Origin of the sequence: Parvularcula marina, assembly GCF_003399445.1 — a bacterium.
GTDB classification, from domain to species: Bacteria; Pseudomonadota; Alphaproteobacteria; order Caulobacterales; family Parvularculaceae; genus Parvularcula; species Parvularcula marina.
In genome coordinates this window covers 309,857-333,727 of record NZ_QUQO01000002.1, presented here as the reverse complement: position 1 = coordinate 333,727, position 23,871 = coordinate 309,857, and the positions used below count along the sequence as shown (strand labels likewise).

General features: G+C 61.9%; 24 protein-coding genes. 4 read left to right on the top strand and 20 right to left on the bottom strand.

Features of this window, described 5'->3' with window-relative positions:
- Nucleotides 1–25: 25 nt before the first annotated feature.
- Nucleotides 26–1,846 carry a trans-sulfuration enzyme family protein gene (locus DX908_RS15420; RefSeq protein ID WP_116393378.1) on the top strand — a complete coding sequence of 607 codons (1,821 nt, stop codon included), beginning with the start codon at nt 26–28 and terminating at the stop codon, nt 1,844–1,846.
- Between the two features lie 10 nt (nt 1,847–1,856).
- Here the strand turns inward: DX908_RS15420 and DX908_RS15415 are convergent, their stop codons facing one another.
- Together DX908_RS15415 and DX908_RS15410 are read right to left on the bottom strand one after the other, a co-directional pair.
- Complete coding sequence (locus DX908_RS15415) at nt 1,857–2,828, bottom strand: metallophosphoesterase (RefSeq protein WP_116393377.1); 972 nt, start codon at nt 2,826–2,828, stop codon at nt 1,857–1,859.
- 281 nt (nt 2,829–3,109) lie between these two features.
- Nucleotides 3,110–4,906 carry an acyl-CoA dehydrogenase gene (locus DX908_RS15410; protein WP_116393376.1) on the bottom strand — a complete coding sequence of 599 codons (1,797 nt, stop codon included), beginning with the start codon at nt 4,904–4,906 and terminating at the stop codon, nt 3,110–3,112.
- Nucleotides 4,907–5,013: 107 nt separating this feature from the next.
- Between DX908_RS15410 and DX908_RS15405 the strand changes: the two genes are divergently transcribed.
- Complete coding sequence (locus tag DX908_RS15405) at nt 5,014–5,946, top strand: L-threonylcarbamoyladenylate synthase (protein ID WP_116393375.1); 933 nt, start codon at nt 5,014–5,016, stop codon at nt 5,944–5,946.
- Here the strand turns inward: DX908_RS15405 and DX908_RS15400 are convergent, their stop codons facing one another.
- Entirely contained in the window at nt 5,947–7,155 is a 1,209-nt protein-coding gene (locus DX908_RS15400) for an Nramp family divalent metal transporter (protein WP_116393374.1), read from the bottom strand.
- Nucleotides 7,152–8,333, bottom strand: coding sequence for a DUF2891 domain-containing protein (locus DX908_RS15395; RefSeq protein WP_199564777.1), 1,182 nt, complete (start codon nt 8,331–8,333; stop codon nt 7,152–7,154). The genes DX908_RS15400 and DX908_RS15395 overlap by 4 nt, the downstream gene beginning before the upstream one ends.
- A gap of 119 nt (nt 8,334–8,452) precedes the next feature.
- On the opposite strand from DX908_RS15395, the gene fsa reads away from it, so the two are divergent.
- A complete protein-coding gene (gene fsa / locus DX908_RS15390) occupies nt 8,453–9,106 on the top strand; it encodes a fructose-6-phosphate aldolase (protein WP_116393373.1) in 654 nt (217 codons plus the stop codon).
- Nucleotides 9,107–9,143: 37 nt separating this feature from the next.
- Here fsa and DX908_RS15385 read toward each other — a convergent pair whose 3' ends face one another.
- Both DX908_RS15385 and DX908_RS15380 read right to left on the bottom strand, forming a co-directional pair.
- On the bottom strand, nt 9,144–9,560 hold the full coding sequence (locus DX908_RS15385; protein WP_116393372.1) for a secondary thiamine-phosphate synthase enzyme YjbQ: 417 nt from the start codon (nt 9,558–9,560) through the stop codon (nt 9,144–9,146).
- 5 nt (nt 9,561–9,565) lie between these two features.
- A complete protein-coding gene (locus tag DX908_RS15380) occupies nt 9,566–10,570 on the bottom strand; it encodes a LysM peptidoglycan-binding domain-containing protein (protein ID WP_116393371.1) in 1,005 nt (334 codons plus the stop codon).
- An 84-nt stretch (nt 10,571–10,654) separates the two neighbouring features.
- Between DX908_RS15380 and DX908_RS15375 the strand changes: the two genes are divergently transcribed.
- Entirely contained in the window at nt 10,655–11,224 is a 570-nt protein-coding gene (locus DX908_RS15375; protein WP_199564776.1) for an LOG family protein, read from the top strand.
- Nucleotides 11,225–11,229: 5 nt separating this feature from the next.
- Here DX908_RS15375 and DX908_RS15370 read toward each other — a convergent pair whose 3' ends face one another.
- From DX908_RS15370 to DX908_RS15305, 14 genes are all read right to left on the bottom strand, one after another.
- On the bottom strand, nt 11,230–12,243 hold the full coding sequence (locus DX908_RS15370; protein ID WP_116393369.1) for a cation diffusion facilitator family transporter: 1,014 nt from the start codon (nt 12,241–12,243) through the stop codon (nt 11,230–11,232).
- A gap of 66 nt (nt 12,244–12,309) precedes the next feature.
- A complete protein-coding gene (locus DX908_RS15365) occupies nt 12,310–12,825 on the bottom strand; it encodes a hypothetical protein (RefSeq protein ID WP_116393368.1) in 516 nt (171 codons plus the stop codon).
- Complete coding sequence (gene gspN / locus DX908_RS15360; protein ID WP_116393367.1) at nt 12,825–13,547, bottom strand: type II secretion system protein N; 723 nt, start codon at nt 13,545–13,547, stop codon at nt 12,825–12,827. The genes DX908_RS15365 and gspN overlap by 1 nt, the downstream gene beginning before the upstream one ends.
- A gap of 3 nt (nt 13,548–13,550) precedes the next feature.
- Nucleotides 13,551–14,003, bottom strand: a complete 453-nt coding sequence (locus tag DX908_RS15355; RefSeq protein WP_116393366.1) for a type II secretion system protein M — start codon at nt 14,001–14,003, stop codon at nt 13,551–13,553.
- On the bottom strand, nt 14,000–15,163 hold the full coding sequence (gene gspL, locus DX908_RS15350) for a type II secretion system protein GspL (RefSeq protein ID WP_116393365.1): 1,164 nt from the start codon (nt 15,161–15,163) through the stop codon (nt 14,000–14,002). Before gspL ends, DX908_RS15355 begins: the two co-directional genes overlap by 4 nt.
- A gap of 1 nt (nt 15,164) precedes the next feature.
- The gene (gene gspK, locus DX908_RS15345; protein WP_116393364.1) at nt 15,165–16,154 is read right to left on the bottom strand and encodes a type II secretion system minor pseudopilin GspK; all 990 of its coding nucleotides are present in this window, start codon (nt 16,152–16,154) and stop codon (nt 15,165–15,167) included.
- Nucleotides 16,151–16,783: a type II secretion system minor pseudopilin GspJ gene (gspJ, locus tag DX908_RS15340; RefSeq protein WP_116393363.1), complete on the bottom strand. Its 633-nt coding sequence runs from the start codon at nt 16,781–16,783 to the stop codon at nt 16,151–16,153. The genes gspK and gspJ overlap by 4 nt, the downstream gene beginning before the upstream one ends.
- Entirely contained in the window at nt 16,780–17,151 is a 372-nt protein-coding gene (gene gspI, locus DX908_RS15335) for a type II secretion system minor pseudopilin GspI (RefSeq protein WP_158548872.1), read from the bottom strand. Before gspI ends, gspJ begins: the two co-directional genes overlap by 4 nt.
- Nucleotides 17,138–17,686, bottom strand: a complete 549-nt coding sequence (gene gspH / locus DX908_RS15330; protein ID WP_158548871.1) for a type II secretion system minor pseudopilin GspH — start codon at nt 17,684–17,686, stop codon at nt 17,138–17,140. Before gspH ends, gspI begins: the two co-directional genes overlap by 14 nt.
- Nucleotides 17,670–18,107, bottom strand: a complete 438-nt coding sequence (gspG, locus tag DX908_RS15325; RefSeq protein WP_199564775.1) for a type II secretion system major pseudopilin GspG — start codon at nt 18,105–18,107, stop codon at nt 17,670–17,672. The genes gspH and gspG overlap by 17 nt, the downstream gene beginning before the upstream one ends.
- A 30-nt stretch (nt 18,108–18,137) precedes the next feature.
- Nucleotides 18,138–19,346: a type II secretion system inner membrane protein GspF gene (gene gspF, locus DX908_RS15320; RefSeq protein ID WP_116393359.1), complete on the bottom strand. Its 1,209-nt coding sequence runs from the start codon at nt 19,344–19,346 to the stop codon at nt 18,138–18,140.
- The gene (gene gspE, locus DX908_RS15315; protein ID WP_116393492.1) at nt 19,343–20,791 is read right to left on the bottom strand and encodes a type II secretion system ATPase GspE; all 1,449 of its coding nucleotides are present in this window, start codon (nt 20,789–20,791) and stop codon (nt 19,343–19,345) included. Before gspE ends, gspF begins: the two co-directional genes overlap by 4 nt.
- Nucleotides 20,792–20,874: 83 nt before the next feature.
- Nucleotides 20,875–22,983, bottom strand: coding sequence for a type II secretion system secretin GspD (gspD, locus tag DX908_RS15310; RefSeq protein ID WP_116393358.1), 2,109 nt, complete (start codon nt 22,981–22,983; stop codon nt 20,875–20,877).
- On the bottom strand, nt 22,980–23,834 hold the full coding sequence (locus DX908_RS15305; RefSeq protein ID WP_116393357.1) for a type II secretion system protein N: 855 nt from the start codon (nt 23,832–23,834) through the stop codon (nt 22,980–22,982). Before DX908_RS15305 ends, gspD begins: the two co-directional genes overlap by 4 nt.
- Between the last annotated feature and the right edge of the window lie 37 nt (nt 23,835–23,871).

Sequence of the window (23,871 nt, the reverse complement as noted above, 5' to 3'; positions counted from 1 at the left end):
AACCGCATGGACAGAGGAAGATGCCATGACCGGAAACACCCCTATCAGGCAATTGAGCCCGCTGCGCAACACAACGTCCGCCGACACGCCCGAAGCGCTGGCGAGTGAACAGCTTGCCCATTTCGGAATCGACGAGAACACCGCCTATGGCGAAGCGCTGAAGGATTTCACAGCCCGGCTTTATTCGCTCAATCTCGATGCCCACACGCTTTGGGCGCGGACCATGGAGACGATCGGCGATCTCGACCGCTCTGACCGCATCGCCTATTTCAATGCCAAGCGATTCCTGTGCTTCCAGCTCGCGAAGATTCTCGACACGCTACAAAATCCGATGCGCGCGACCTATCAGTCGCTGGTCACGCATGATGCAGGTTTTGCCGCGAAGGGCCCCTATCCGATCTTTGACAATGTGACGGCGCTCTTTGCCGCCTCCCCCGTCATCACCCGGACCGCCACCTATATCTATGCGTGTACGGAATGGGTGGAGGATGCCTTTACCGGCCGGGAATTCCTGCACGAGATCTATTCGCGCCTAATGAACCCGACCTCGATTGCGCTCGCCAATCACGTGGTCGATCTCGAATGCGGCCCGGAAAGCGCCGAATATCTCGCCTGGAACTATAATTCGGGCATGGCGGCAATTGACGGCCTGCTCTCGCATCTTGTCGGCTATGAGGATGTCATCCTTGCCTCGCGCAATGTCTATGGTGGGACCTACCAGCTTCTGCATGACTGGTTCGGCAAGGAATCAAACCTCAATGTCGCGGTCGAATGGTTCGACGGCTTTGATGAGGCCGCCTTCAAGAAAGCGCTAGAAGCAGCAGAAGCCAAACATGCTGACCGGCTGGCGCGGGGCCGCAAGATCTATGTCTATATCGAAAGTCCGTGTAACCCGCATGGCAATGTGCTCGACGTGCCGGCCATGTCGCGTCTTGCGCACGAGCATGGCTGGACGGTCGTCTGCGATGCGACGGTCGGCACACCTTTCCTTTCGCCGCTCTTGCGCAATCCATCGAAAATCGAGCGCCCGGACTACATCATCCATTCCTACACAAAGGAAATGACCGGCGGCGGCGCGACGACAGCCGGTGTCGTCATTGGCCGCGGCGAGCGCATGTTCATGCCCAAGGGCGAGAGCATGACCCTCACCAACTGGAAGGGTGAGGAGGAAGAGCTGACATGGGATCACACCATGTTCTGGAACGTCTATTACATCAAAGGCGCCTTCCTCGATGCCGATAAAGCCTATGAGGTACTCTCGGGCCTTAAGACCTACGAGATGCGGGTCATCGCCAAGGCGATCAACACGATCACCCTGACAAAAGCACTCCACGCCCATCCGCGCATCAATGTGAACAGCCCAGCGCTGGAAGATCACCCGAACCATGCTCAGCTCAAGGAGCATTTATATCTTGAACTTCCCGCCGGCCTCTTCACCATCGATTTCGAGAAGAAAGGCGATCAGCCCGCGCTGGAGCCGGACATCTTCAAACGCTTCTTTGACAGCCTCGAGCCCGCTATCGGCCTTCAGGTCTCACTCGGCCAGACCAACACGCTGGCGCTCTGCCCCGGCCTCACCAGCCATTCGGAGATGTCACGCGAAGCCCAAGCCGAAGCCGGCATCTCGCCGACCACGATCCGTATCTCGGTCGGCCTTGAGGATCCTCGCCGCCTGCTTGCCCATATGGAAGAAGCTGCGCGATCGGTCATTGATCCGGTTTCGCCCGGCTTCTCGGATGGCTTTATGGATGGTGCCGAGATCGACCGGATCTACCGGGAGACCTATGCGGAAGTACACCGCCGCTTCATCGAGGCTCAACCGGCTTTCTCGGCGCTGACGGCGTAAGCCCCTACGCTTAATTCTGCGAGCCCTGGTCATGCGGGAATACCCGCATGACATCGCCAAATGGCTGCGCCTCGCACCGGTTGATCTGTACCCGCAGAATATCGATCCGCGGCTGCATGTTAAAACGGATCGGCAAGGCCGTCATGCCGGTGCCGGATGTGACAAACAGCTTGCCGGTCGGCGTCTCGGCAAGGCCATAGCGCCATGTCCGGCAAGCGGTCGTCAGCTCGCAGGTGACCTTCGGGATCCAGACCTGACCGCCATGAGTATGCCCGGTGACCATCAGATCGTAATGGCCGGTCTCGGAGCGCCCGATGACTTCGGGACTGTGCGACAGAACGATGCTCGGCATACCGCCGGGGGCAGGATACTCGCCCAGCGTTTCTGTCTTGCCGAGGAATGAGTCCATATCCCGGATACCGACGATACGGATGAATTTGCCATCCTTGCGGAAAACATCCTCGCCCGGTGCCAGCATGGTGACGCCAGACTTCTCAAGCGCGTCGATCAGCTTCTCACGATATTCCGGACCGTGAATATTATCATGATTGCCGAGCACGCCATAAACCGGCGCCTTAAGGTGCTTGAACGCAGCGAAGGTTTTTTCGAATTTCTCGGGCGGCAGATCATAGGTGAAGTCGCCAGCAATCAGGACGATATCCGGATTGCTGCGATTGATGGTCTTCACAAGGCGCGGCACCGAGACGGCATTGCGGAAAATGCCCTGATGCACATCGGAGAGAACGGCTGCCTTGATCGTGCCCGGCAGGCCCTGCCCGCAGATCTCGACATCGGTCGCGACCCGGATCAGCCGCTGAGGCTCAACGAAGCGCGCATAGACGAGGAGTGCGACCGGCACGGTGAAAATGAGCGCAAGAACGCGCTTGAGCCAATGGCCACCCATCGCCGCTGACAACAGGACAGCCAGCACCGGCAACAGCAGGAAGCTGCCCCAGTAAATCCACTCGGCATTCAACACCATGCCCCCGACTGCCCCTCTTACTTACCCGCCAACGGGCACACACATTGCTTCGAGCCATCTGGCGAAGCTCGCTTCATCCAGCTCACTCGCCGCCAGCTGAAGACGGTTTCAACAACTTCCGTCCGGGAGGCTTCCAGATGAAAGCCGTTGAGGTCAAGGAACAAGATGGCGGCGATGCCTCTCAAGCGCCTGTACGCTTGGGCAAATCAGTCGTTTTTTACAATTCCAGCCCTATAGGCCGCGGCTAGTCACACTCAGAACTTACTCAATCGGCTGACGCTTCACGCGGAGAAGAGCTGGCTGTCGGCGGACGGTAACGTACCTTTGCCCGCGATCACCGAAGGGATGAGACCCGTCGCGCGGGGCAGCAGATTCTCGGCATAGAAGCGTGCGACATCGATCCGGCCCTGATGATAGGGCTCATCCTCGCCGCTCGCCGCCAGCCCCGCTGCCGCAAAAGCGGACCGCGCCAGATAATAGCCGCCGGCGACATAACCGAACTGGTCCAGATACGGTGTCGCGCCGGTGAGCCCGGTCTCGGGGTCTTCCGCCATGGCCGCGACCATGAATCGGGTCGTCTCTTTCAACCCCGACAGCGCCGTCTGCAGATTTTCGCCGATAGAACCGAGCCCGTCATGCCCGCTGCCCGACAAGGCAGCCGCAAGCGCTTCAGCTTCCTCGATGAAATCATAGGCGAGCTTGCCCGCACCCATGCCGAGCTTGCGGCCCACAAGGTCGATGGCCTGAATGCCGGTCGTCCCCTCATAGATGGCCGAGATACGGCTATCACGGAAGAATTGCGCAGCGCCTGTTTCTTCGACAAAGCCCATGCCGCCATGGATCTGGATGCCCAGATTGGTGACCTCCATCACCCGCTCTGTCGGGAAGGCTTTGGACAGCGGCGTGAGAAGCTCCTCGCGCTCTTTTGCGGCGCGGCGGGTCTCCTCATCGGACGAGTGATGCGCGACATCATAGGCCACGATGCTGGCATAGCCGATGGCCCGCCCGGCATCGGTCAGCGCCTTCATCGTCATCAAATTGCGGCGTACATCCGGGTGCTGAACGATCGGGATGGCAGGACCGGACTTTACGCCATATTCGCGGCCCTGCGGGCGGTCATGAGCGTATTCGGCGGCCTTCTGGAAGCTGCGTTCACCCACCGCATAACCCTGCGTGCCGACATCGATCCGGGCGGCATTCATCATGACGAACATGTTCTTAAGCCCCTCATGCTCCTTGCCGACAAGGGTGCCGAAACATTCATCATGCTCGCCATAGCTCATGACACAGGTCGGTGAGCCGTGCTGGCCGAGCTTTTCCTCGATGCTGACAATGGTGACATCGTTCCGCTCACCGACATTCCCGTCTTCATCGACGCGATATTTCGGGACGAGGAACATGGAGATGCCGCGCGTCCCCTCCGGCGCATCGGGCAGGCGCGCCAGCACGAGGTGGCAGATATTCTCGGTCAGGTCGTGATCGCCATAGGAAATCCAGATCTTGGTGCCCTTGATCTTGTAGCACCCGTCACCGACCGGCTCCGCCTTGCATTTGATATTGGCAAGGTCTGACCCTGCCTGCGGTTCGGAGAGATTCATCGTCCCCGCCCATTCGCCAGAGACCAGCTTGGGCAGGAAGAGTTTCTTTTGTTCATCCGTACCGCTCGCAAACAGCGCCTTTGCCGCCCCGGTCGTCAGCGAGAATCCCATGGCAAGGCTGAGGCAGCCCGCGCAGAGCGCTTCGAAGACCATCAGCGCGAGGGTCTGGGGCATGTCCTGCCCGCCAAATTCGGACGAAAAGCCGAGCGCATTCCATCCGCCCTCGACATATTGTTGATAGGCTTCCTTGAAGCCGGGGGTCGTATAGACCTGCCCATTCTCCAGCCGCGCGCCGTTCTGGTCACTGTCCCAGTTGAGCGGGGCAAAGACATTATCGGCAAGCTTGCCGGCCTCGGTCAGCACCGCCTCGACAAGATCGGGCGAGAGATCCTCGAACGCGCCCGTCTCACGTACCGCGTCGAAATTCGCCGCGTGATTGAGCAGGAATTGCATGTCTTTGACGGGGGTCTGATAGGGCATCCGGGCGGCTCCTCAAATTCTGGCAGTATTTTGACACTGTCTACATTAGGCCGGGCGCCCGCCGCAAGGGGCGTGCGCATCCTGACAAGTCGCGCTATCGAGCGCGGATGTCATCTATCTGGACCGCTTCGCCCGACAATGTGACCCGCGCCGCTGATGTGTTGCGCGCGGGACGTCTTATCGCGCTGCCGACCGAGACGGTCTACGGGCTCGCCGCCGACGCCGCCAATGGCGAAGTGGTCGCGCAGATCTATGAAACAAAGGGCCGCCCGCGCTTCAACCCGCTGATCGTCCATGTGCCGGACCGGGCCGCCGCCGCCCGTATCGGCGAGTTCAGCTCTACAGCAGTTCGGTTGATCGAGGCCTTCTGGCCAGGAGCGCTGACCCTCGTTCTGCCCTTGCGAGCTGACGCGCCCGTAGCACCACTGGTCACTGCCGGGCTCGACACGGTGGCGATCCGTTGTCCCGCCCATGAGGTGGCGCGCGCGGTCTTACGCGCCTTTGACGGCCCCTTCGTGGCGCCCAGCGCCAATCGCTCAGGCCGGATCAGCCCGACCACCGCTGAGCATGTGGCGAGTGAGTTCGGCGATACCGTCCCGGTCCTCGATGGCGGACCATGCGAGATCGGGCTTGAAAGCACGATTGTCGGTCTTGCGGGCGATCACCCTACTTTGCTGCGTCCCGGCGCGATCTCGCACGAGGTGATCGAAGCAGTCCTCGGCATGAAGCTCGCCGCCCCCGGTGACGGCATCTCCGCGCCCGGCATGATGACCAGCCACTACGCGCCGCAAGCAAAAGTTCGTCTTGAGGCGGAGGAACCCCGCGAGGGCGAGATCCTTCTGGGCTTTGGCGGGAGCAATGGCGCGACGCTCGACCTCTCCCCGTCTGGCAATTTGCGCGAAGCCGCCGCCCATCTCTTTGCCTATCTACGGCAGATGGACAGCATGGCGAAACCCATTGCGGTTGCCCCCATCCCTGATGAGGGTCTGGGGGCGGCGATCAATGACCGGCTCAAAAGAGCTGCGGCGCCAAGGGATTGATCAGGGCCAGACGCCCAGCGCCCTTAAGACACCGCGCAGCCCCAGCCCGAAAGTGATCAGCACCACGAGCAATCCACCCAGATTGGCGAGCATCCCATTGGCATGGCCTCCCAAGAGACCCTTCCGGTTCATCACATAGAGGAGGAACCCCGCGATGATCGGCAGGAGCAGCCCGTTTGCCGCCTGCGCGACAAGGATCAGCGTCACAGGGCGAATGCCAAGAAGGCCGACCGTCATACCGATGCCGAGGATGACCAGCGCCGTTGCTTTGAGAAGCCGTGCCCGGCCCGCATCCGAGACATTGGGCACCATCTCCGACAGGGCATAGCCTGCCGCAAGCGGCGCCGTGATCGCAGAGGTCAGCCCTGCGGCCAGCAGCCCTGCGCCCAAAAGATACCGCGCCCAGGTTCCGGCCAGTGGCTCTAGCGACCGTGCCATGTCAGCGGCATTGGCAATTTCGAGCCCGGCAGAGAACGCCGCGCCTGCCGCCACCGAGACGATCAGGATAGAGACAATCCCGCCAAGCCCGACCGACAGAACAGTGTCGCTGCGCGCCGCACTCGCATCGCCATCGGGCCAGCGGCGCTTGGCGGCAGCGGCATGAAGGAAGAGATTATAAGGCACGATGGTCGTGCCGATCAGGGCAATCGCGGTCAGCAGCCCGCCCTCGGGCACGCGCGGAACAAGGCCGCCGGCAAAGGCCCCAAGATCGGGCCGCACCATGACGGCGGTCGCCGCAAAGGCAAGGCTCATCAGGATGACGAGCCCGATCAGCACTTTCTCCAGCGTCTTGTATTTGCCCAGCAGCAACAGCGCGCCGGCCAGCAGAGACAATCCGGCCACGGCCCATTTCTGCGAATGCGCGCCCTCCCCGAGGATCGCGCCAAGCCCGAGCGCGCCGCCCGCAAGATTGCCGGCCTCATAGGCGGCATTCCCAACGGCAATCGCGAGGAAAACCAGCACCGCCGCGCCGATCCGCACTGGTCCCGCGGGCAGCGTCTCCATCAGCGCTTCGCCCAGGCCCCGCTTGGCGCCCGCACCGAGCCGCGCTGCCATGTCCTGCAAGAGGATCGTGGCGAGGGTCGCAAAGACCAGTGCCCAGACGAGCGCAAAGCCGAAATTCGCTCCCGCTAGTGTGCAGGTCGTGACCGTGCCGGGGCCAATGAATGCTGCTGCAACGAGTGCGCCCGGTCCGATCCGCAGCTTCACTTGGGCGCTCCCGCACCGGTGATGCCGCGCGCTGTCGTCAGATAAGTGGCGAAACTGCCCAACCAGTGCGAGCCCTCATAATTTTCCGACGAGATCGAAGCGATCCCGGTTTCCCGGTGGAGCTCGGCACTCGCATAGAGGGCGTCTTTACGCGGATCGTCCTCAGGCAGAGCTTTCGCGATCCCGGTCATTGCCCAGGCGCGTGAGAGGTTGACCCCATCAAGGTGGACCAGCTTGCCGTCACTAGCATCTGTGACGATCCCCGGCTCCAGCCAGTCGCCCGATCCATCAACGGGGATCTGCGGCAGGAAGGAAGACAGCCATTCGGCGAACTCATCCTGCGGCAGGACCCGGCGCATCAGATCCGCTTCCTGAAAACAGGGCGAGAGGAAATCCTCGCCCGACGGCTCATAGGCGAGCGGGCAATTGATATCGCCCAGATGGAACGCGCGGGATTTCTGGACCAGCAGCGCCTCGAACTCCTCATCCCCCACGGTCCGCGCATAATCGAGCATCAGCGCAAAGCCGAAAGCGCTCTGATTATGCGTGCCCAGACGAATGGGATAGACCAGATTGGGCAGCCATGCCTTGACCTTGACGACGATCGCCTCTTCGAGCGGGCGCAGTGTCTCGCGCCATTCTCGCAATTGGGGATCATCTGATTCCTCAAGTTCCGCGACGAGTTGGAGGAACCAGGCAAGCCCGTAGGGCCGTTCAAAAGAGGCCCGGCCGTCCGCCGAGACATAGGCCACCTCGCCTGTGATATTTTCAGGTGTGAAGCTCTCCGACAGGCTCTCGATAATGACATCCGTCATCGGGCCTTCAGGATCGGTCTTCAGAATGCGGGTCAACAGCCAGTGCCCGTGCACGGAGGAATGCCAGTCAAAACAGCCATAAAAGGCCGGGAACAGCTCTTTGGGCGTTTTCGCATCAGCGTCCGAGCTCAGAACATGGGAAATCTTGTTGGGATACTGCTTGTGCACACAAGTGAGCGCGAGCAGCGCCATGCGGTCCTCGGTCACCCCTTCGCGCGGTGCCGGCAGGTTCAGCACTACCTCTGCTTCATCGGCGGCTGGCGCCATGGCGGCCCTCTCCTCGACCGGCGCCGCCTCTTCGGGCGCCTCTCCGCTACAGGATACCAGTAACATGGCAGCGGCAATGCCGAGCGCTCTTCTCATGGCCCATTCCCTCTTCTAAAGGCCGACCATGCCGTGTCCCGCCGCGAAATGGCAATGCCGTGCCTTTGAGCGGACAGCCAAAATGCGGTAGGGTGATAGCGCTAACAGGGAATATAAACATGAAAATCTTCATCGACACTGCCGAAACCGACGAACTCAAGGCGGCCTTTGCCACCGGGCTCGTGGATGGCGTGACGACCAACCCCTCGCTGATCGCCAAGTCAGGCCGCGACTTCAAGGAAGTCATCGCCGCGATCTGCGACATGACCGACGGACCGGTCTCCGCCGAAGTCGCCTCGACCGATTACGAAACCATGGTGAAGGAAGGCAAAGTCCTCGCCGACATCGCGCGCAATGTGGTCGTCAAACTGCCTCTCACTTGGGACGGGCTGAAGACCTGCCAGGATCTCACCGAAGAAGGCATTCGGACTAATGTGACGCTTTGCTTTACAGCGAACCAGGCTTGGCTCGCGGCAAAAGCGGGCGCGACCTATATCTCGCCTTTCATCGGCCGTCTCGATGATCTGGGTCAGGACGGCATGGAGCTGATCGCAGAGATCCGCGCGCTCTACGACATGCATGACTATGAGACAGAAGTCCTCGCCGCCTCGATCCGCGGCGTGAGCCATGTGAAAGACGCAGCCCTCATGGGCGCCGATGTCGCGACCATCCCGCCGAAAGTCTTCAACGCCCTTCTTGGCCATCCGCTGACAGATAAAGGCCTTGCAGCTTTTGAGAAGGACTGGGCATCGACAGGCCAGTCGATTCTGTAAATGCTACTCATCCCTCTCCCCAAAGGGGAGAGGGAGATTATTTCCCTATCAGATGCGCCGTGACGGTCCGCCTGTGCGGATGGTCGCGGTGCTCAAATACATAAATCCCCTGCCACGTCCCCAGCGCCATGCGCCCGTTGCGCACGGGGATCGAAAGGTTCGTCTGGGTCAGAGCCGAGCGGATATGCGCCGGCATGTCATCGGGGCCTTCCGCATCATGACGATAGGCTCGCGTGCGTGGTGCGAGATCGGCGAAGAAGTCCTTCAGGTCTGCCAGCACATCGGGATCGGCATTTTCCTGTACCGTTAGCGAGGCAGAGGTGTGCTGAATGAAAAGCGTCAGCAGCCCCTCTTCCACCCCACAATCCGCCACCCATGACGCCACATCACGGGTGAAGACAAAGAGCCCCGGCCCCTTGGTGCCGATTGCGAAATCGCAAGTGAATTGCTGCATGGCCCTTAGCCGCGCTTACCCATTTGCGCTTCCTCGCTTGTGTCCTCTTCTTCCTCGTCTTCATCTTCAGGAAGCTGGAAGACTTGCCCCGGATAGATGAGGTCAGGGTCGCGGATCTGGTCGGCATTGGCCCCGTAAATGATCGTATACTGCTCGCCTTCGCCGTAGACCTTGCGGGCAATCACCCAGAGCGAGTTGCCCGGCTGCACGATCACCGCGCCGTCTTTCAGGACGATATTCTCGGGCCGCGCCTGCTCGAAGGGAACTTCGATCGCGTATTTCGGCGCGCCATCCTCCCCAAGCTGCACAATCAGCAGCGTGTAACGCCCTGGCGGGATCGTCGTTGACAGGGTCCAGCGCCCGGCGCCATCGCTTGTCGTCTCGCCGACCGGATTGTTGTTGGCAAAAATCTGGACGACCGAGTCAGGCTCCGCCCGGCCTGAGAAGATCGCATTACCCGCCGCATCATAATCGATCGTATCAATCGTCAACGGACCAAGCGCTGGGTCAGGATCGGTCGCGCGTTGCAGGATCTCCGTTGCCCCGCCCGGTGTCGTGCGCAGGACCACCGGCAGGTCGCCATCGCGTTCGGGCACATAGACGATGATCGTCTCAGCCCCCGTCACAACCATGCCGTCCGGCGTCGTCATGCGAAGTTTGAACTCGACTGCGCCCTGCGCCAGCGCATCCTCGACGATGATCACGAAATTACCGTCGCGTTCCGCCGTCACCGTCTCGATGACCTCGCCATTGGCAAGCAGCTCGACGCTAGCGCCGGGTTCAGCCTCGCCGGCGATGGTTGCATAGCCCTCACGGGTGACGCGGATGATGTCAAAACGCGGCAGGGCGACAGCTTCGGGGGCAGCCTCTTCACTTTCAGGCGTGCCGCTCCCATCTGTCACAACCGGGCCTTCGTCCGGCACATCCGGCTCTTTCTTGCTCTGCCAGTAGACGAGCGCCGCGATCACCATGATGACAATAACAATAAAGGCGATAACCGTGTCGCGCATGATGGCTCCGAAATTGCTTCAGGTAAGAACTACCATAGAACGCCGGCGCACGTCAGTGTGTACGGTGCCAGGAGGAGAAACCCTTTGACCAAAAGCCCGATTAAATCCCTTTGCGTTTACTGCGGTTCACGGGCGGGCGATGACAGCATCTACGCCGAAACCGCAAAAAAGCTTGGCGAGTCCCTCGCTGAGACAGGTACCCGCCTCGTTTACGGGGGCGGCAAACTCGGCCTGATGGGCATCACCGCCGGCACTGTGCGTGACCTTGGCGGCGATGTTTTCGGCGTCATTCCGAAATTCCTCGTCTCCGTCGAAGGCGTCCTAGAAGGCGTCGATCACATCGAAGTCGACTCGATGCATGAGCGTAAAATGCGCATGTTCGAAGAGAGCGATGCGTTCTGCGTCCTGCCCGGCGGCATCGGCACGCTCGAAGAGATCATCGAGCTTCTGTCATGGGTACGGCTCGACCTGCACCGCAAGCCACTGATCCTTTGCAACGTCAAAGGCTATTGGGATCCGCTGGTAAAGCTGCTCCATCACGTCGTGGATGAGGGCTTTGCGGCAAAGGAACTCAAGGAAGACCTGATCGTCGTGTCCTCGCCGGAGGAAGTGATGCCGGCGGCTTGTGAACGGATGCTCTGCGCCCGCGCCTGAAAGGCTTAATGCAGCCTGCTGACTTCCGGCCGCTCAGACTCATGGGTCTGGGTGGCCCGCTTGGTTGGCATATCCGGGCAGTCAAAGCGCAGCGTATCCTGTTCGGACGGACGCGTCATGACTGTGCAGGTCTCCATCTGGATCGTTGACTGTTCGATTGAGAATTCCGCCTTCAGCGTCGTTTTGACAGCGCGCAGCGTCTCATCGGCGAAAAGCGGATCATCGACCTGCACATGCATCGTCACCTGACGATGCTCCGGGGTCAGCATCCACACCTTGATGTCATGCACATTGACGACATGACGGATCGCCTCGATGTGGCGACGAATATCTTCACGATCGAGCCCCTCAGGCGCGCCTTCGAGAAGGACGACCGAGGTCTCCCGAACCAGCCGCCAGGCCGAACGGGCAATCAGCGCACAGACTAGCAGTGTCACCAGCGGGTCGGCGGCGAGCCAGCCCGTTGTCATGATCACGATAGCCGAGACGATGGCGGCGACCGAGCCCAGAATATCGCCGATCACATGCAGGATCGCGCCGCGCATATTCACATCATTCGAATTCCCGCGATGCAGGACAGCGAAGGCCGCGAAATTGGCGAGCAGGCCGAGCACAGCAACGGACAGCATGATCGGCACATCGATCGTCTGCGGATTACTGAACCGCTGGAAGCTCTCATGCAGGAGGAAGGCGATCAGGGCAAAGAGCGCCAGCCCATTCACAAACGCGGCCAGAACCTGCGCCCGGTGTTGACCGAAGGGGAAAGCCGCTGTTGGTGAGCGCCCGGCGAAATGTCGCGCGACCAGCGCCAGCCCGATGGCCGTGCCGTCGGTCACCATGTGACCCGCATCTGCCAAGAGAGCGAGCGAGCCCGAAAGCAACGCCCCGACAATCTCGACAACGGCAAATCCGACGATAATCAGAAGCGCAAAGATCAACCGGCGGGAATCATCCATTCCCGCCGTCCCGGCATCATGATGATGCGCGTGATGGCTACATTGATGCGCGTGCGGCGCCATGTATTCACCCTTTGCCCTCTGGGCGCACCATGAAAGGAAATGACGGTCGGAGCAACAGTGAGAAGCTTATGCTTTGCAGCCCGCAATGCCTGCCACTGGCATGACTCGCTGCCAGCCATCCGCACCGGTCAGGGTCAGCGTACCGCGCTCGACATATGAGCCGCCGGGAAATGACGTGCCCCAGACTGTCTCTGCCTCGACAGTGATCAGGGAGCCATCTGCGCTGTGGGCGGAAAACTCTTGAATTTGCGGCATTTTTGCCCGCGCCTGTCCTCTGACAGATTGCCGTGACAGCCCCGTCCGGCGGCCATCGATTTCCATCAGGCCATTGCCGTCATCAAGCGCCTGGAAGATCGGCACGGTCTCGGTCCCGGCTCTCGCCCAGAGGACCATGCCGCAGCGCCCGCTCGGGATGGAATAGCTGCCCAGCGCGCCCGGATCGGGGGCTTCGGTATCCACACTGACCTGAACGACGGGTTTAGCGCGTTCGATCGCGGCTGCCGCATCGGGTTCAGGCGCTGTTTCGCAGGCTGCGAGCACCGCTGCGCCGGTCATCAACAACAAAAGGCGTGCATGGATCATCAGAAGACATCTCCCCGCTGGATAAGCGAATATCGCCCGCCTCGCTCCTCAAAGCCATAGGCAGATAGAGCCGCTGCAAGCTGTTGATCTTTCGGCTCGATCACGAGTTCGGTCTGATAGCCTGAGCGGGACACCCGGATCGTCACCTCCGCCTGCCCCTCCGGCCCCTCTCCGCTCAGCGGCAGGATCAGCACCTCATCCGTGCACGCGCCCTCACCGGCGAGCGAGAAGCCCTGCCCGCCATAGTGGACCGCGCTGCGCTGGAGCGTGTCAGTCGACAGGCTGACCTCCCCACCAAGACAGCGGCCGTCTTCGGTAAGCACGAGCTCATCGGTTTTGAAATCGACCATGCCGCTCATCGGAGCACCGAACGCATCCTTCAGCCGGAGCGCCGCGATATTCACTCGCGCATCGGTCTCATCAAACCGCAGCGCACCGGGCCGCGCGGTCACGATCGCGTCCCCGCGCGCAATCGGCCCGTCGATCTTCACTGCCGCCTGAAGCCGCCCCGTCAGGAGCGGCAGCAGCCTTGCCGAGACATCGATGTCACCAAGCTGGTAGCCTTGCGTGCTTGCGCCCTCGATTCGGCCCTTCCAGACCGTGCCCGTCACTTTCTGCGCCTCAACCGGTGCCGCACTCAGAAGCAACGCAAGATTGAGCGGAAACATCGCCACCGCCGCAACGACCGCACTCAAACCAAAAAGGGCAACCCAGCGGAACATGTTTCACGCTCCTCCGCTCATCAGCGTCAGCCGCGCGGTCACGCCATTCTCACTGGACGGACGAAGCTGGGCGCTCTGGACATGCACATTGTGCTGCGCCTCAAGCCCGGCAATCCAGCCGTAAAGACGCGCGGGCGATGTGCCGGCAATCGACACATCAAGCACCGCGCCTTGCGAGGAAATCCGGTTGATGACGATGCCTCTCGCCTGCGCGCTCGACGTGATGACCGACCGCAAGGCCGCAGGGTCAAGTGCGTCCTCCTGCGGGGCCGCCGCCGCAATCGTCACCTGACGATAAGTCGAGACCGCGCGGTCATAATCCAGCATGGCATTCTGCCGATAGGTGGTCAGGGGACGGATAATCAAAAAGAAGAGAACAGCGAAAGCAACCACCGCCCCGCCGATCATCAGGAGCTGGCGCTCGCGCGCGCTCAGATCATTCCACCATGCGGTCATTGGATGCCTCCCAACAGGAGCTGCCCGGCATAGCGGCCATCTTCCTCGCGCCTGATATTGCCGCCCTCGCGGGTCTCAACCCCGCGTGCCTCAAGCCGCTGGCGCAAGGCTTCGAGCGAGGCCGCCTCGGGAAAGCGCAGATCGGCGATAAGCCCTTCACCAGCGGTATAGCTGATCGCAGTCAGCTCGACGGAGACCGTGTCTTCCATTGCAGCGGTCAGCTCGGCGCTCAGTGGAAGGAACATCGGCGTGACCCCGGCCCGCGCCCGCGATGCCGCCTGACGCGACAGATCGCGCACAGGCGTGTTGGGATAGGCTTGGGTGAAGAGCTCGATAGCCTCGTCTTCGAGATTGCTGGCTGCTGCGCCATGGCGGAGCCCGTCGCTCAGCATCCCGGCGAGCCAGACGACCATGCAGGCCGCAGCCAGCGCGCCGACATGCCGCCACTGGCGGACAAGTCCTGACCAGTCGCGCCGCCGCCGATAGGTGCCGCGCAAGAGACTCGGCGGCATCTCACGTTCAATCGAGGCGGCATAATAGGCGCCCAGCGCCCGCCGATCCGTCAGCACAAGGGCTTTCTCCTCGGCGCGGCCAACACTGATATGCTGTGCGTCTTCCACCCCATCGAGCGAGGGGATGAGGGCTGCCGCAAACTCCGCTGTCATTGACATCCCGCCTTCGGGCAGGCGCATGATGACGCGGGTGCCTTCCTGAAGGACGGCATATCGTCCGCCCTCAGCACAAATCGCAAGATGGTCGATGGTCACAATGTCAGCTTCGATCCCCGCTTCATCGAGGGCAGAAACCCAGCCCGCCATCCAGTCGCGCGGCACGGCAGAGACCGTGCGCTTGCCATCGGCTTCGGTTGACCCGAAGGCAAAGTGGAATTCATCCGCAGGCGCTGCAAGCACATCCTCAAAAGCAAGCCGGGCGGCGGCCTCAAGCGCGGCATCGCGATTGACGGGCAGGTGCAGGCGGCGTGTTGCGGCGAGCTCCCCGGGCAGGATGACAGCGATCTGCGGGCTCCCGAGCAGCGCTCCGGGCACCCCCGTCAGGCCTTCCTCGGCAACCCCGCTGTCGGAGGGGCCGTCTTCACTGCCCCGCCACCAGAGGACGGGGTCTGTGGGCGTCTCGCCTGTCAGCAGAAGAAGTCGTTTCATATCAATTCTCTGACCCAAACCGCCGGGATACGACCCTATACCCCGAGCCCGTTCCTTTTTCGATAAGAGAGGTCAACTCAAATTCGACGCCGTCATGACGGATCAGCGTCCTCAGCTCGATCAGCGTCGCCTCGGTCGAGAGGCGGTCGGTGACATCCCCTTCGAGTGGCGGATCAAGATTTTCAAAGACCGGCAGGCTGGTGAACTGCTCGACGCTTTCATAGCCGTCAGGTGGGCGTTCGCTGATCAGTCGCTCGGCCTGCCCGACCGGGATCCGGTCATCAAGCGCATTGGTGAGGACCGGCGCATCGGCCCCGGTCAGCGTATTGAGGTTGATCCGCCCGGTCTCGCCAGACTGCCGGGCACAGAGGATCGGCGCGAGCCCTTCCATCAGTTCCGCACTCCACCCCCGGACGGCGCGTAATTCGGAGAGATCGGCTATTTGCGTGCCCGCTGTCCGGTAGGGCGCATCCCCGCGCGTATAGGCGTAATCCTCCGCCCCGCCGGGTCCTGCATCCCCGTCACTGTCCATGAAATCCGCCGCTGCGGTACCCAGCGTCTCCCCGCCCCGGGGATCGCCGCCCATCTGCGCGATCAATTGGCCGAAGCGGATCACTGCCGGCTCATTTGTCCGCAGGCGGCCGTCGGCATTCTCGACAAACTCATTGACGTTGAAACAGGCCGAGACATCGCGGAACCGCGCCTCAATCACCGCGCCCTCAAATGGCAGAGTGAAGGGCGCCGAGAGCCACCGCTCCGTGGGCAGATCGACATTCTCGCGCTCAAGTGCCTGCGCTTCCAGAAGCAAGAGCGCCGCCCGCTCCGCCCCCAGTATCGCCCAATAGGCACGGTCCCGCGTCTGTGCGCCGGCCACTTGCCGGGTTGCCCGGTCCGTGAAGGAAGTGATCGCGACCGCAATTGTCGCGAGGCTGAAGACAAGGACGAGAACGACGAGGAGCGCCGCGCCGCGCTGTTGGTGGAGATGTCTCATCGCCCACCTCCCACGAGGAAATCCTGCGTCAGCGCGCCGAATTCAGGATCAGTGAAGGAGAGCCGAATCGCGGGCGGCGGCGTCGACTGGCTGCCTGCACCCCAGTCCTCGACCCAGCCGCTCGGCCCGTAAAAGCCGATCTGCACGCCGGTGACGCCGTCAAACAGGAGCTGGTCGCGATAGGGCGTGTCCTCAACAGCGTCGATAAAGGGCTGTACACGGCGGATCAGCGCGCCGTCGCGCACAAGATAGGTCACCTGCTGGAGCGAAGCGCGCGGCTGGCGGTAATCGGGATTGGCCCAGCCATTGCGCACAAAGGCGAGAAGGATCTCTTCCTCATCCTCTCTAGTCAGGATCGCCTGCTTAGCGGGCGCCCCGCCAGTAAAGGCCGCAACCTGTCCATTAGTGCCCGCAGGGCGATAACGGCGATCCACGATCTGCAGCATATCCATACGGATGATTGAGCGCGCCCGTTCAATCCGGGCGATACTGCCCGCAACATCCTCGGCCTGTTCCTGCGCATTGGTCGCAAGGCGGATGATCCCGACCGAGACAGCGCTCAGGATCGCAAAGACGCCGAGCGCGATCAGCACTTCGACCAGGGTAAAGCCGCGTTCCACCCGCCTCATGGCCCCGTCTCCGGGTTCAGCGTCCCCATCGTCGCCAGTACGCGGCCGTCCTGCGCCGGATCACTGATCTCAACGGTCAGGATCTCAAGCCCTTCAAGCGGTCCCTCGCGGCGGATCACCTGCCAGTCATAAGAGCGGCCCGCAATTTCCGCCGTTCCCTGATCATCCCGCTGGTTGCGGTCCTCTGCTAGCACGGTTGCGACCATGATATTCTCAGCCGTGATGCGCGCCAGCATGTTCTCACGCAGGGCATCGGCATTGCGGGTCTGCTGGCCCGTCAGGGCAAGAAGGGAGGCGACCGCCGTCCCGAGGATCAGGATCGCGACCAAGACTTCGATCAGGGTCAGCCCGCGCTCACTCTGACGCATGGCGCACCTCCCTGCCATTGAGGGCGGTCACATCAAGAAGATACGCATCCTCGCGATCACTGACCCGTAATGTAAAAGGCGTCTGGTCTCCGGCTGGATTGAAGATGACCGCCGGGCGGATCTTTTCAGTGCGGATCTGCGCCTCGCCATTGCGGTTGCGGAAAAGAAGCTCGCCGCTCTCTTCCTCTTCGGGCAGGTCGAACTCCTCGCCAGCCATCAGGGTCAGGAAGATTTCATCATCAAGCCGCGCCTCACTAGGCACGGGCCGCCGCTGCCATCCGCCTTCGGCATAGCGATAGAGCAGAAGCGTGCCCTCGGTGACGTCCATGCCATAGGCTCGCCCCTCGATGACCGCCTGATCCGAGAGCCGCTGGGTCAGTTCAGAAAGCGTGAGCGCCGCGCGTTGCGCCTCGCTCTTTCGCTGCGGCAGCGATGTCAGCAGGATACCGGAAACCAGCGCCATCACGACCATGACGACGAGCAGCTCGACGAGCGTAAACCCCCGTGAACGGACGGTTTTAGTTCCAGCTGCCAATATCGTCATTTCCGCCCGGCCGGCCATCCGGCCCGTAGGAGTAGATGTCGAACTCCGCCCCACCTTCGCCCGGGATCGCATATTGATATGGATTGCCCCACGGATCAGTCGGCAGCTCGCGCGATTCAAGATAGCCGCCGGGGCGGTAGGCAGCGGCATTGCGCTCATTCTGCGGCATCTGGACGAGAGCCGTCAGCCCCTGATCCTGGCTCGGGAAATGGGTCATATCGAGCTTGTACTGACGAACCGCGCTTTCAAGCATATCGACCTGCGTCTGAGCCGACTGGACCCGCGCCCGGTCACCGGCAGGCAGCACATTGACCGCCACGATCGTCGAGAGGATCCCAAGGATCACGATCACGACAAGCAGCTCGATCAGGGTCAGGCCGCGCTGGGCCTTTTTGCGGGCGGTTTTTGTCATCTGAAGCATCATTCTTCCTCCGGCGCGTCTTTAGAGCGCCATCGTATTGATCTGCAGGATGGGTAGCATGATCGCGAGCACGATGAGGAGCACTATCCCGCCTAAAATCACGATCACCAGCGGTTCAAGGAGCCGCAAAGTGACATTCACCGCCGTCTCGAAACTGCCCTCCATCTGAGCAGCCGTGCGCTCGAGCAGATCCGGCAGACGGCCTGAACGCTCACCGGCGGCAATCATCGAGGCCATCATCGGCGGGAAGACCTCCGCCCGGCGGATCGCCGTTGAAAGCGAGGCGCCCTCGCGCACCCCTGTCAGGGTCGTCTCCAGCCGGTCCGAAATCCACGAATTGGTCACCGTCCTTTTGGCCGAGCGCAAACTGTCGAGCAGCGGCGCCCCGGACGAGAAAAGCGTGGCCAGCGTCCGCGCAAACCGGGCCGCATCAAGCTCCCGCGCGAGGCCTCCGATCAAGGGCAAGCTCAGGATCATCCGGTCCATCTTCATCCGCGACACCGGGCGGCGGCGCATCTGCCAGAAGGCAATGCCGCTGCCGACAAGAACGAGGAGGAGCAGCCAGCCCCAGTCACGAATGAAATTCGACGTGCCGATCACGATATCGGTGATCAGCGGCAGATCTTCATCGGCGCGCGCGAACTGGCCGACGATCTGCGGTACGACAAAATTCATCAGCGCCACGATGACCAGCACCGCGACGATGAAGACAACCGCCGGATAGATCAACGCGGAGAGCGCCTTCATCGCCATGGAGCGGTTCTTCTCCTGCATATCGGCCAGCCGAAGGAGGACCGGACCGAGATTGCCCGACGCCTCCCCCGCGGAGACGATGCCGCGATAAAGCGGCGAGAAGCTCTTGGGGTATTCGCCAAGCGCGTCGGAGAGCTTCCATCCCTCAATGATCCTTGCCCGGATCGAGAGCAGCATCTCGGCCAGCGCCTCGCCCCGCATCTGGGCAGCAACGGCGGACAGCGCCTCCTCCACCGTGGTTGAGGCGTCGATCAGGGTTGCAAGCTGGCGGGTCGCGGAAATGATGTCCTTTTGCGGCGGATTGGGCGTGCGCTTTGCGCCTTCGCCCTTGTCCCGTTCACTGACCGATTTGATCGATAGCGGAGTCAGCCCCTTGCCCTGGATCTCCCGGCGCGCGCGGCGCTGCGTCTCGGCGGAGACGACGCCCTTCTTGCGGCGGCCTGCGGCATCAACGGCTTCGTAGCGAAAGGAGGTCACGCGCCGCCCTCCGCCTCCTGCGCTACACGGAGGACTTCCGAGAGCGAGGTTCGCCCGGCCCGCACATGCTCATAGCCCGAAGAGGCAAGCGTCGGCGTGTCGGCAAAGGCATGGGCGGCGAGCGCCTGTTCGGAGGCATCATCATGAAGGAGCCGCCGGAACGTCTCATCCGCGACGATCAGCTCATAAAGCCCGATCCGCCCCTCAAACCCAGTGTGATTACAGCGCGGGCAGCCAACCGGCTCATGCACCACAACCTTATCCGTAGACGGAAGACTCATCAGCGTAAGGTCGCTCTCGGTGGCTTCGCGCGGTGCCTTGCAACTTTCACAAAGCCGCCGGACGAGGCGCTGGGCCAGAACTCCGGCGACCGTTGAGGAAAGCAGGAAAGGCTCAACGCCCATATCGCGCAGGCGGGTGACCGCGCCGACAGCCGAATTGGTGTGCACGGTCGACAGCACAAGGTGGCCGGTCAGGGAGGCCTGCACCGCGATCTGCGCGGTTTCGACATCCCGGATCTCACCCACCATGACAATGTCAGGGTCCTGACGGAGGATCGCGCGAAGGCCCGTCGCGAAGGTCATGCCGACCTTGGAGTTCACCTGCGTCTGTCCGATCCCGTCGAGCGCATATTCGACAGGGTCTTCGACCGTCAGGATATTGACCCCCGGGTCGTTCAACAGGGTGAGGGCGGAATAAAGCGTCGTCGTTTTGCCCGAGCCCGTCGGGCCGGTCACAAGAATGATGCCATTTGGGCGGCGGATGACTTTCTTGAACCGCGCCAGCGTGCCCGCCGGCATCCCCAGCGTATCAAGGTCGAGCCGCGCCTGCTCCTTGTCGAGAAGGCGCATCACGATGCGCTCACCAAACCGGCTGGGCAGCGTCGAAACCCGCACATCGACATATCGCCCGCCCATGGAAAGGCTGATCCGCCCGTCCTGCGGCACGCGGCTCTCAGCGATATCAAGCCGCGCCATGACCTTGACCCGGCTGATCAGCACGGGCGTCAGTTTCGGCGGCAGCGACAGCACCTCGCGCAAGACCCCATCGATCCGAAGGCGGATCGACAGCTCGGTCTCGTATGGCTCGACATGGATGTCTGAGGCGCGTGTCTTGACCGCCTCGGCGATGAGCGCATTGATCAGGCGGATAACCGGCGCATCATCTTCCGTATCGAGAAGGTCAGCGGTGGAGGGCAGCCCTTCGGCCAGCCCTGACAGCTCATCGCCATCCGCGTCATCATTGAAAGTGGCAGCCGCCAGCCCTTCGGCGGAGTAAATCTCGGAAAGCTTGCGCTCAAATATATCGGCCGGCAGTCCCTCGACCCCGATTGGTCCGCCAGCGGCGCGATAGGCTTCAGCCAGCGCCCAAGGCCCTGCATCAACTTCGCCCTTGGCATCGACGCGGGCGCCGACAATGCCGCGCCCCGCCGCATCATGGCCCATGAAGACAAGGCCGTTTTCTTTGGCAAAGGCGTAGGTGAAGGCGCGGACGCCCGCGCCCACCTCGCGATGCTCGCCGGTCTCGCTCACTTGGGCGCGCGCCCTGCGGCCTCGCCCTCGATCTGCGGGGCATCTTCATCGCCCTGCGGCCGCGGTGAGTAGCCGTCCATATGCCCAAGATAGGTTTCCATCACATCATCGATCCGCACACGGCCATCCTTGCTTTTGCGAAGCTGTTGCTGGCGGACATAGTCGTATTTCCGTGCCGTGACACTATCGGAATCCAGCCCGTCCCGCAGGATGGTCGGACGGATGAAGACCATCAGGGTCGATTTTTCTTCCTGCCGGTTCTGGCCCTTGAAGAGATTGCCCATGATCGGAATATCGCCGAGCAGTGGCACCTTGCTTTCGGCATCGCGGCGGTTTGAATCGACCAGCCCGCCGATCACGAGGGTCTGGCCGTCTTCGGCCAGCGTAACGGTCTCAATCAGGCTTTCATTGGTCACCGGCCCCGCGCCGATGGTCGAGAAAGCGAGTGATGAAATCTCAAGACTGATCTCCAGACGGACGGAATTGCCCGCATTGATCTGCGGCGTGACCTTCAGGATCGTGCCGACATCCTTGCGCTCAATCTGGCGGAAACCGCCCTGAAAGTCAGAGCCGATGGCCTCGCCCGTGATGATCGGGATTTCCTGCCCGACTGAAAGGAGCCCTTCCTCATTATCGAGAAGAACCGTCGAGGGCACCTGCAGGATATTCGATTGCGAGTCCGACTGGATCGCGGAAAGGAGCACGCCGTAAACGCCGCCCTTACCGTCATCGCCGCCCGCGCCAATGAGGAAACCATCGAAACTCAGCAGTTCACTGACGGCTGCTTCGACGAGCTGGCCCGCAATCGCGATGGAGGGATCATTCTGGTCATAGACCGTCTCCTCCGTCGTCACGACAACGCCATCGATCACCTGCGTCGTTGTCTGCGTCTCACCCGCCTGATTATCGGCAAGAAAGAGCGCCGCACCCGCCGCACTGATCACATTGGGAGAGGTCGCGCCGAAACTGGCCGCAGACAGAGGAATATCCCCGCCGCCTGATACATACTGAACACCCAGCTCCCGCGCGGTGTTATCGGAGACCGAAACCACGACCGCTTCGATCAGAACCTGCGGCCGGCGGATATCAAGCCGGTTGACGATGGAGCGGACCATGCGCTGGGTCTCGGGCGAGCCATTGACGATCAGCGCATTGGTGCCCTTGTGGAAGGCAACCGATGAGCCCATCGCCGTGGCCGGGCGCGCATTTGCCCCCTCGCCTCCGCCTTGCGCAGTGGGGCGCTCATTGAGAAGCTGCTGGATGATCGGGACGATTTCTTCCGCATCCGCATGATTAAGATAGATCGTATCGAGGGTGACATCGCTCAAGGTAGCGGTATCGAGCTGTTCAATCACCGGCAGGAGGCGATTGACCGAAGCCGCATCGCCGCGCAGCAGGACCGTGTTGTTCGCATCGACAGCAACGACACTGACACCTGCGGGCTGACCCGCCGCATTATTGCGCGAGAGCATACTCTGCAACGTGGCCGCCACCTGATTGGCTGCCGCATTCTTGATCTGCACGGTGCGGACGATTGAGTCATCGACATCGATACTGTCAACGACCGAGAGGAGCCGCGCCATGTTGGAGGCATTATCGACGATGATCAGCGAATTGCTTTCCGTGATCGGGGTGACAAGCCCTGTCTCCCCGGCGATCCCGCGCAGGTTCGCCGCCGCTGTCGCCGCTGCAACATTCCGCAAACGGACAACTCGCGTGACGGTCGAACCGCCCCCTGCAGGCTGGTTTGCATTACTGCCATCGCGGATCGCCTGCCCTGACGGCACGATGCGATACTCGCGTTCACCGATCGGCACGGCGGCATAGCCATTGACCTGCAGGGTCGCGAGAAAGACTTCCCAGACCTCATCCTCACTCAAGGTCAGGCCCGGCGGCGAGATGATGTTCACCCGGCCCGACAGGCGCGGATCGATGACGAAGGCGCGGTTCGTGCGGAATGCGACATCGCGGGCAAAGGCGGCAAGGTCCGCCCCTTCATAGTTAAGCTGGGAGCCGCCCCCTTGCTGAATGGCGGCAAGAGCCGGGCTCGAGACGCCCAGAAGCAGTGCGGCGGCGAGGCCGGAGATGATCGGTCGGATGGTCATGGCGTTAATCCTGTCAGATCGATTTCCACTTCAAGCGGCGTGCCAGCGCGCTCGACGGTGACAATGACGGGTTCACTGGCCAGCAGGATCGGCAGGCTCGAAAGCCGGCTCATATTCCCGTGAAGCCTCTCCCCGTCGATGGAGATGAGATGATCGCCGTCCTGCAGCCCGGAGGCTGCGAACAGCTCCGGCTTGCGCCCGGCGTAAAGAAGAAAGCCCCGCCCGTCCGGGCCCGGCTGGATGCGGACGATATCGGCGAGCTCACCGAGGGAGCCAGTATTCACCCCGCCCGGCAGGCGCGGTGCGGTGCCTCTCATGGACCCACCAGACGGCCCCGCGTCCCGGTTCTCAAGCGTCAGGGTCTCAAGCGCGCCCCGGCGATCAAGCAGGATCTGGTTGGGGCGGATCTCGCGGATCGTCACGCCGCTGGTGATCTCATCGCCAAGGAAATAGACGCCCTGACGATTATCCGTTCCCTGCACAATGGCGGAGGGCGTATCGCCGAGGAATGTGCCGAACAGTTTGAGATTGAGGCGGGTTTCCTCCGCCGTCTCGATCGGCGCGGCTTCGGGCGCGGGCACATTGCCCTCGAAGGGATCAAAGCGGCTGAAAATGGTGAGGTCTGTCTGCGGGCCGCTCTCAGCAATCGCGGGCGGTGTTGCGGGCGGATGCGGCAAGGGGGTGATCAGCGAATAGACAAATCGGACGAACAGGACCGCCAGCAGGACAACCAGTCCGCCGGTGACCACCAGCCGCGGCAGGCGGCTGTCCGTTTTCCGGGAAGTCTCCCCGGCCCCTGCATTGGGAACCGCGGCGCTTTCCGCTCCATCCATCGCTACACGCCCTGCCATGACAGGCTACTCTACCCCCCTGAAACTGGCGGCTTTT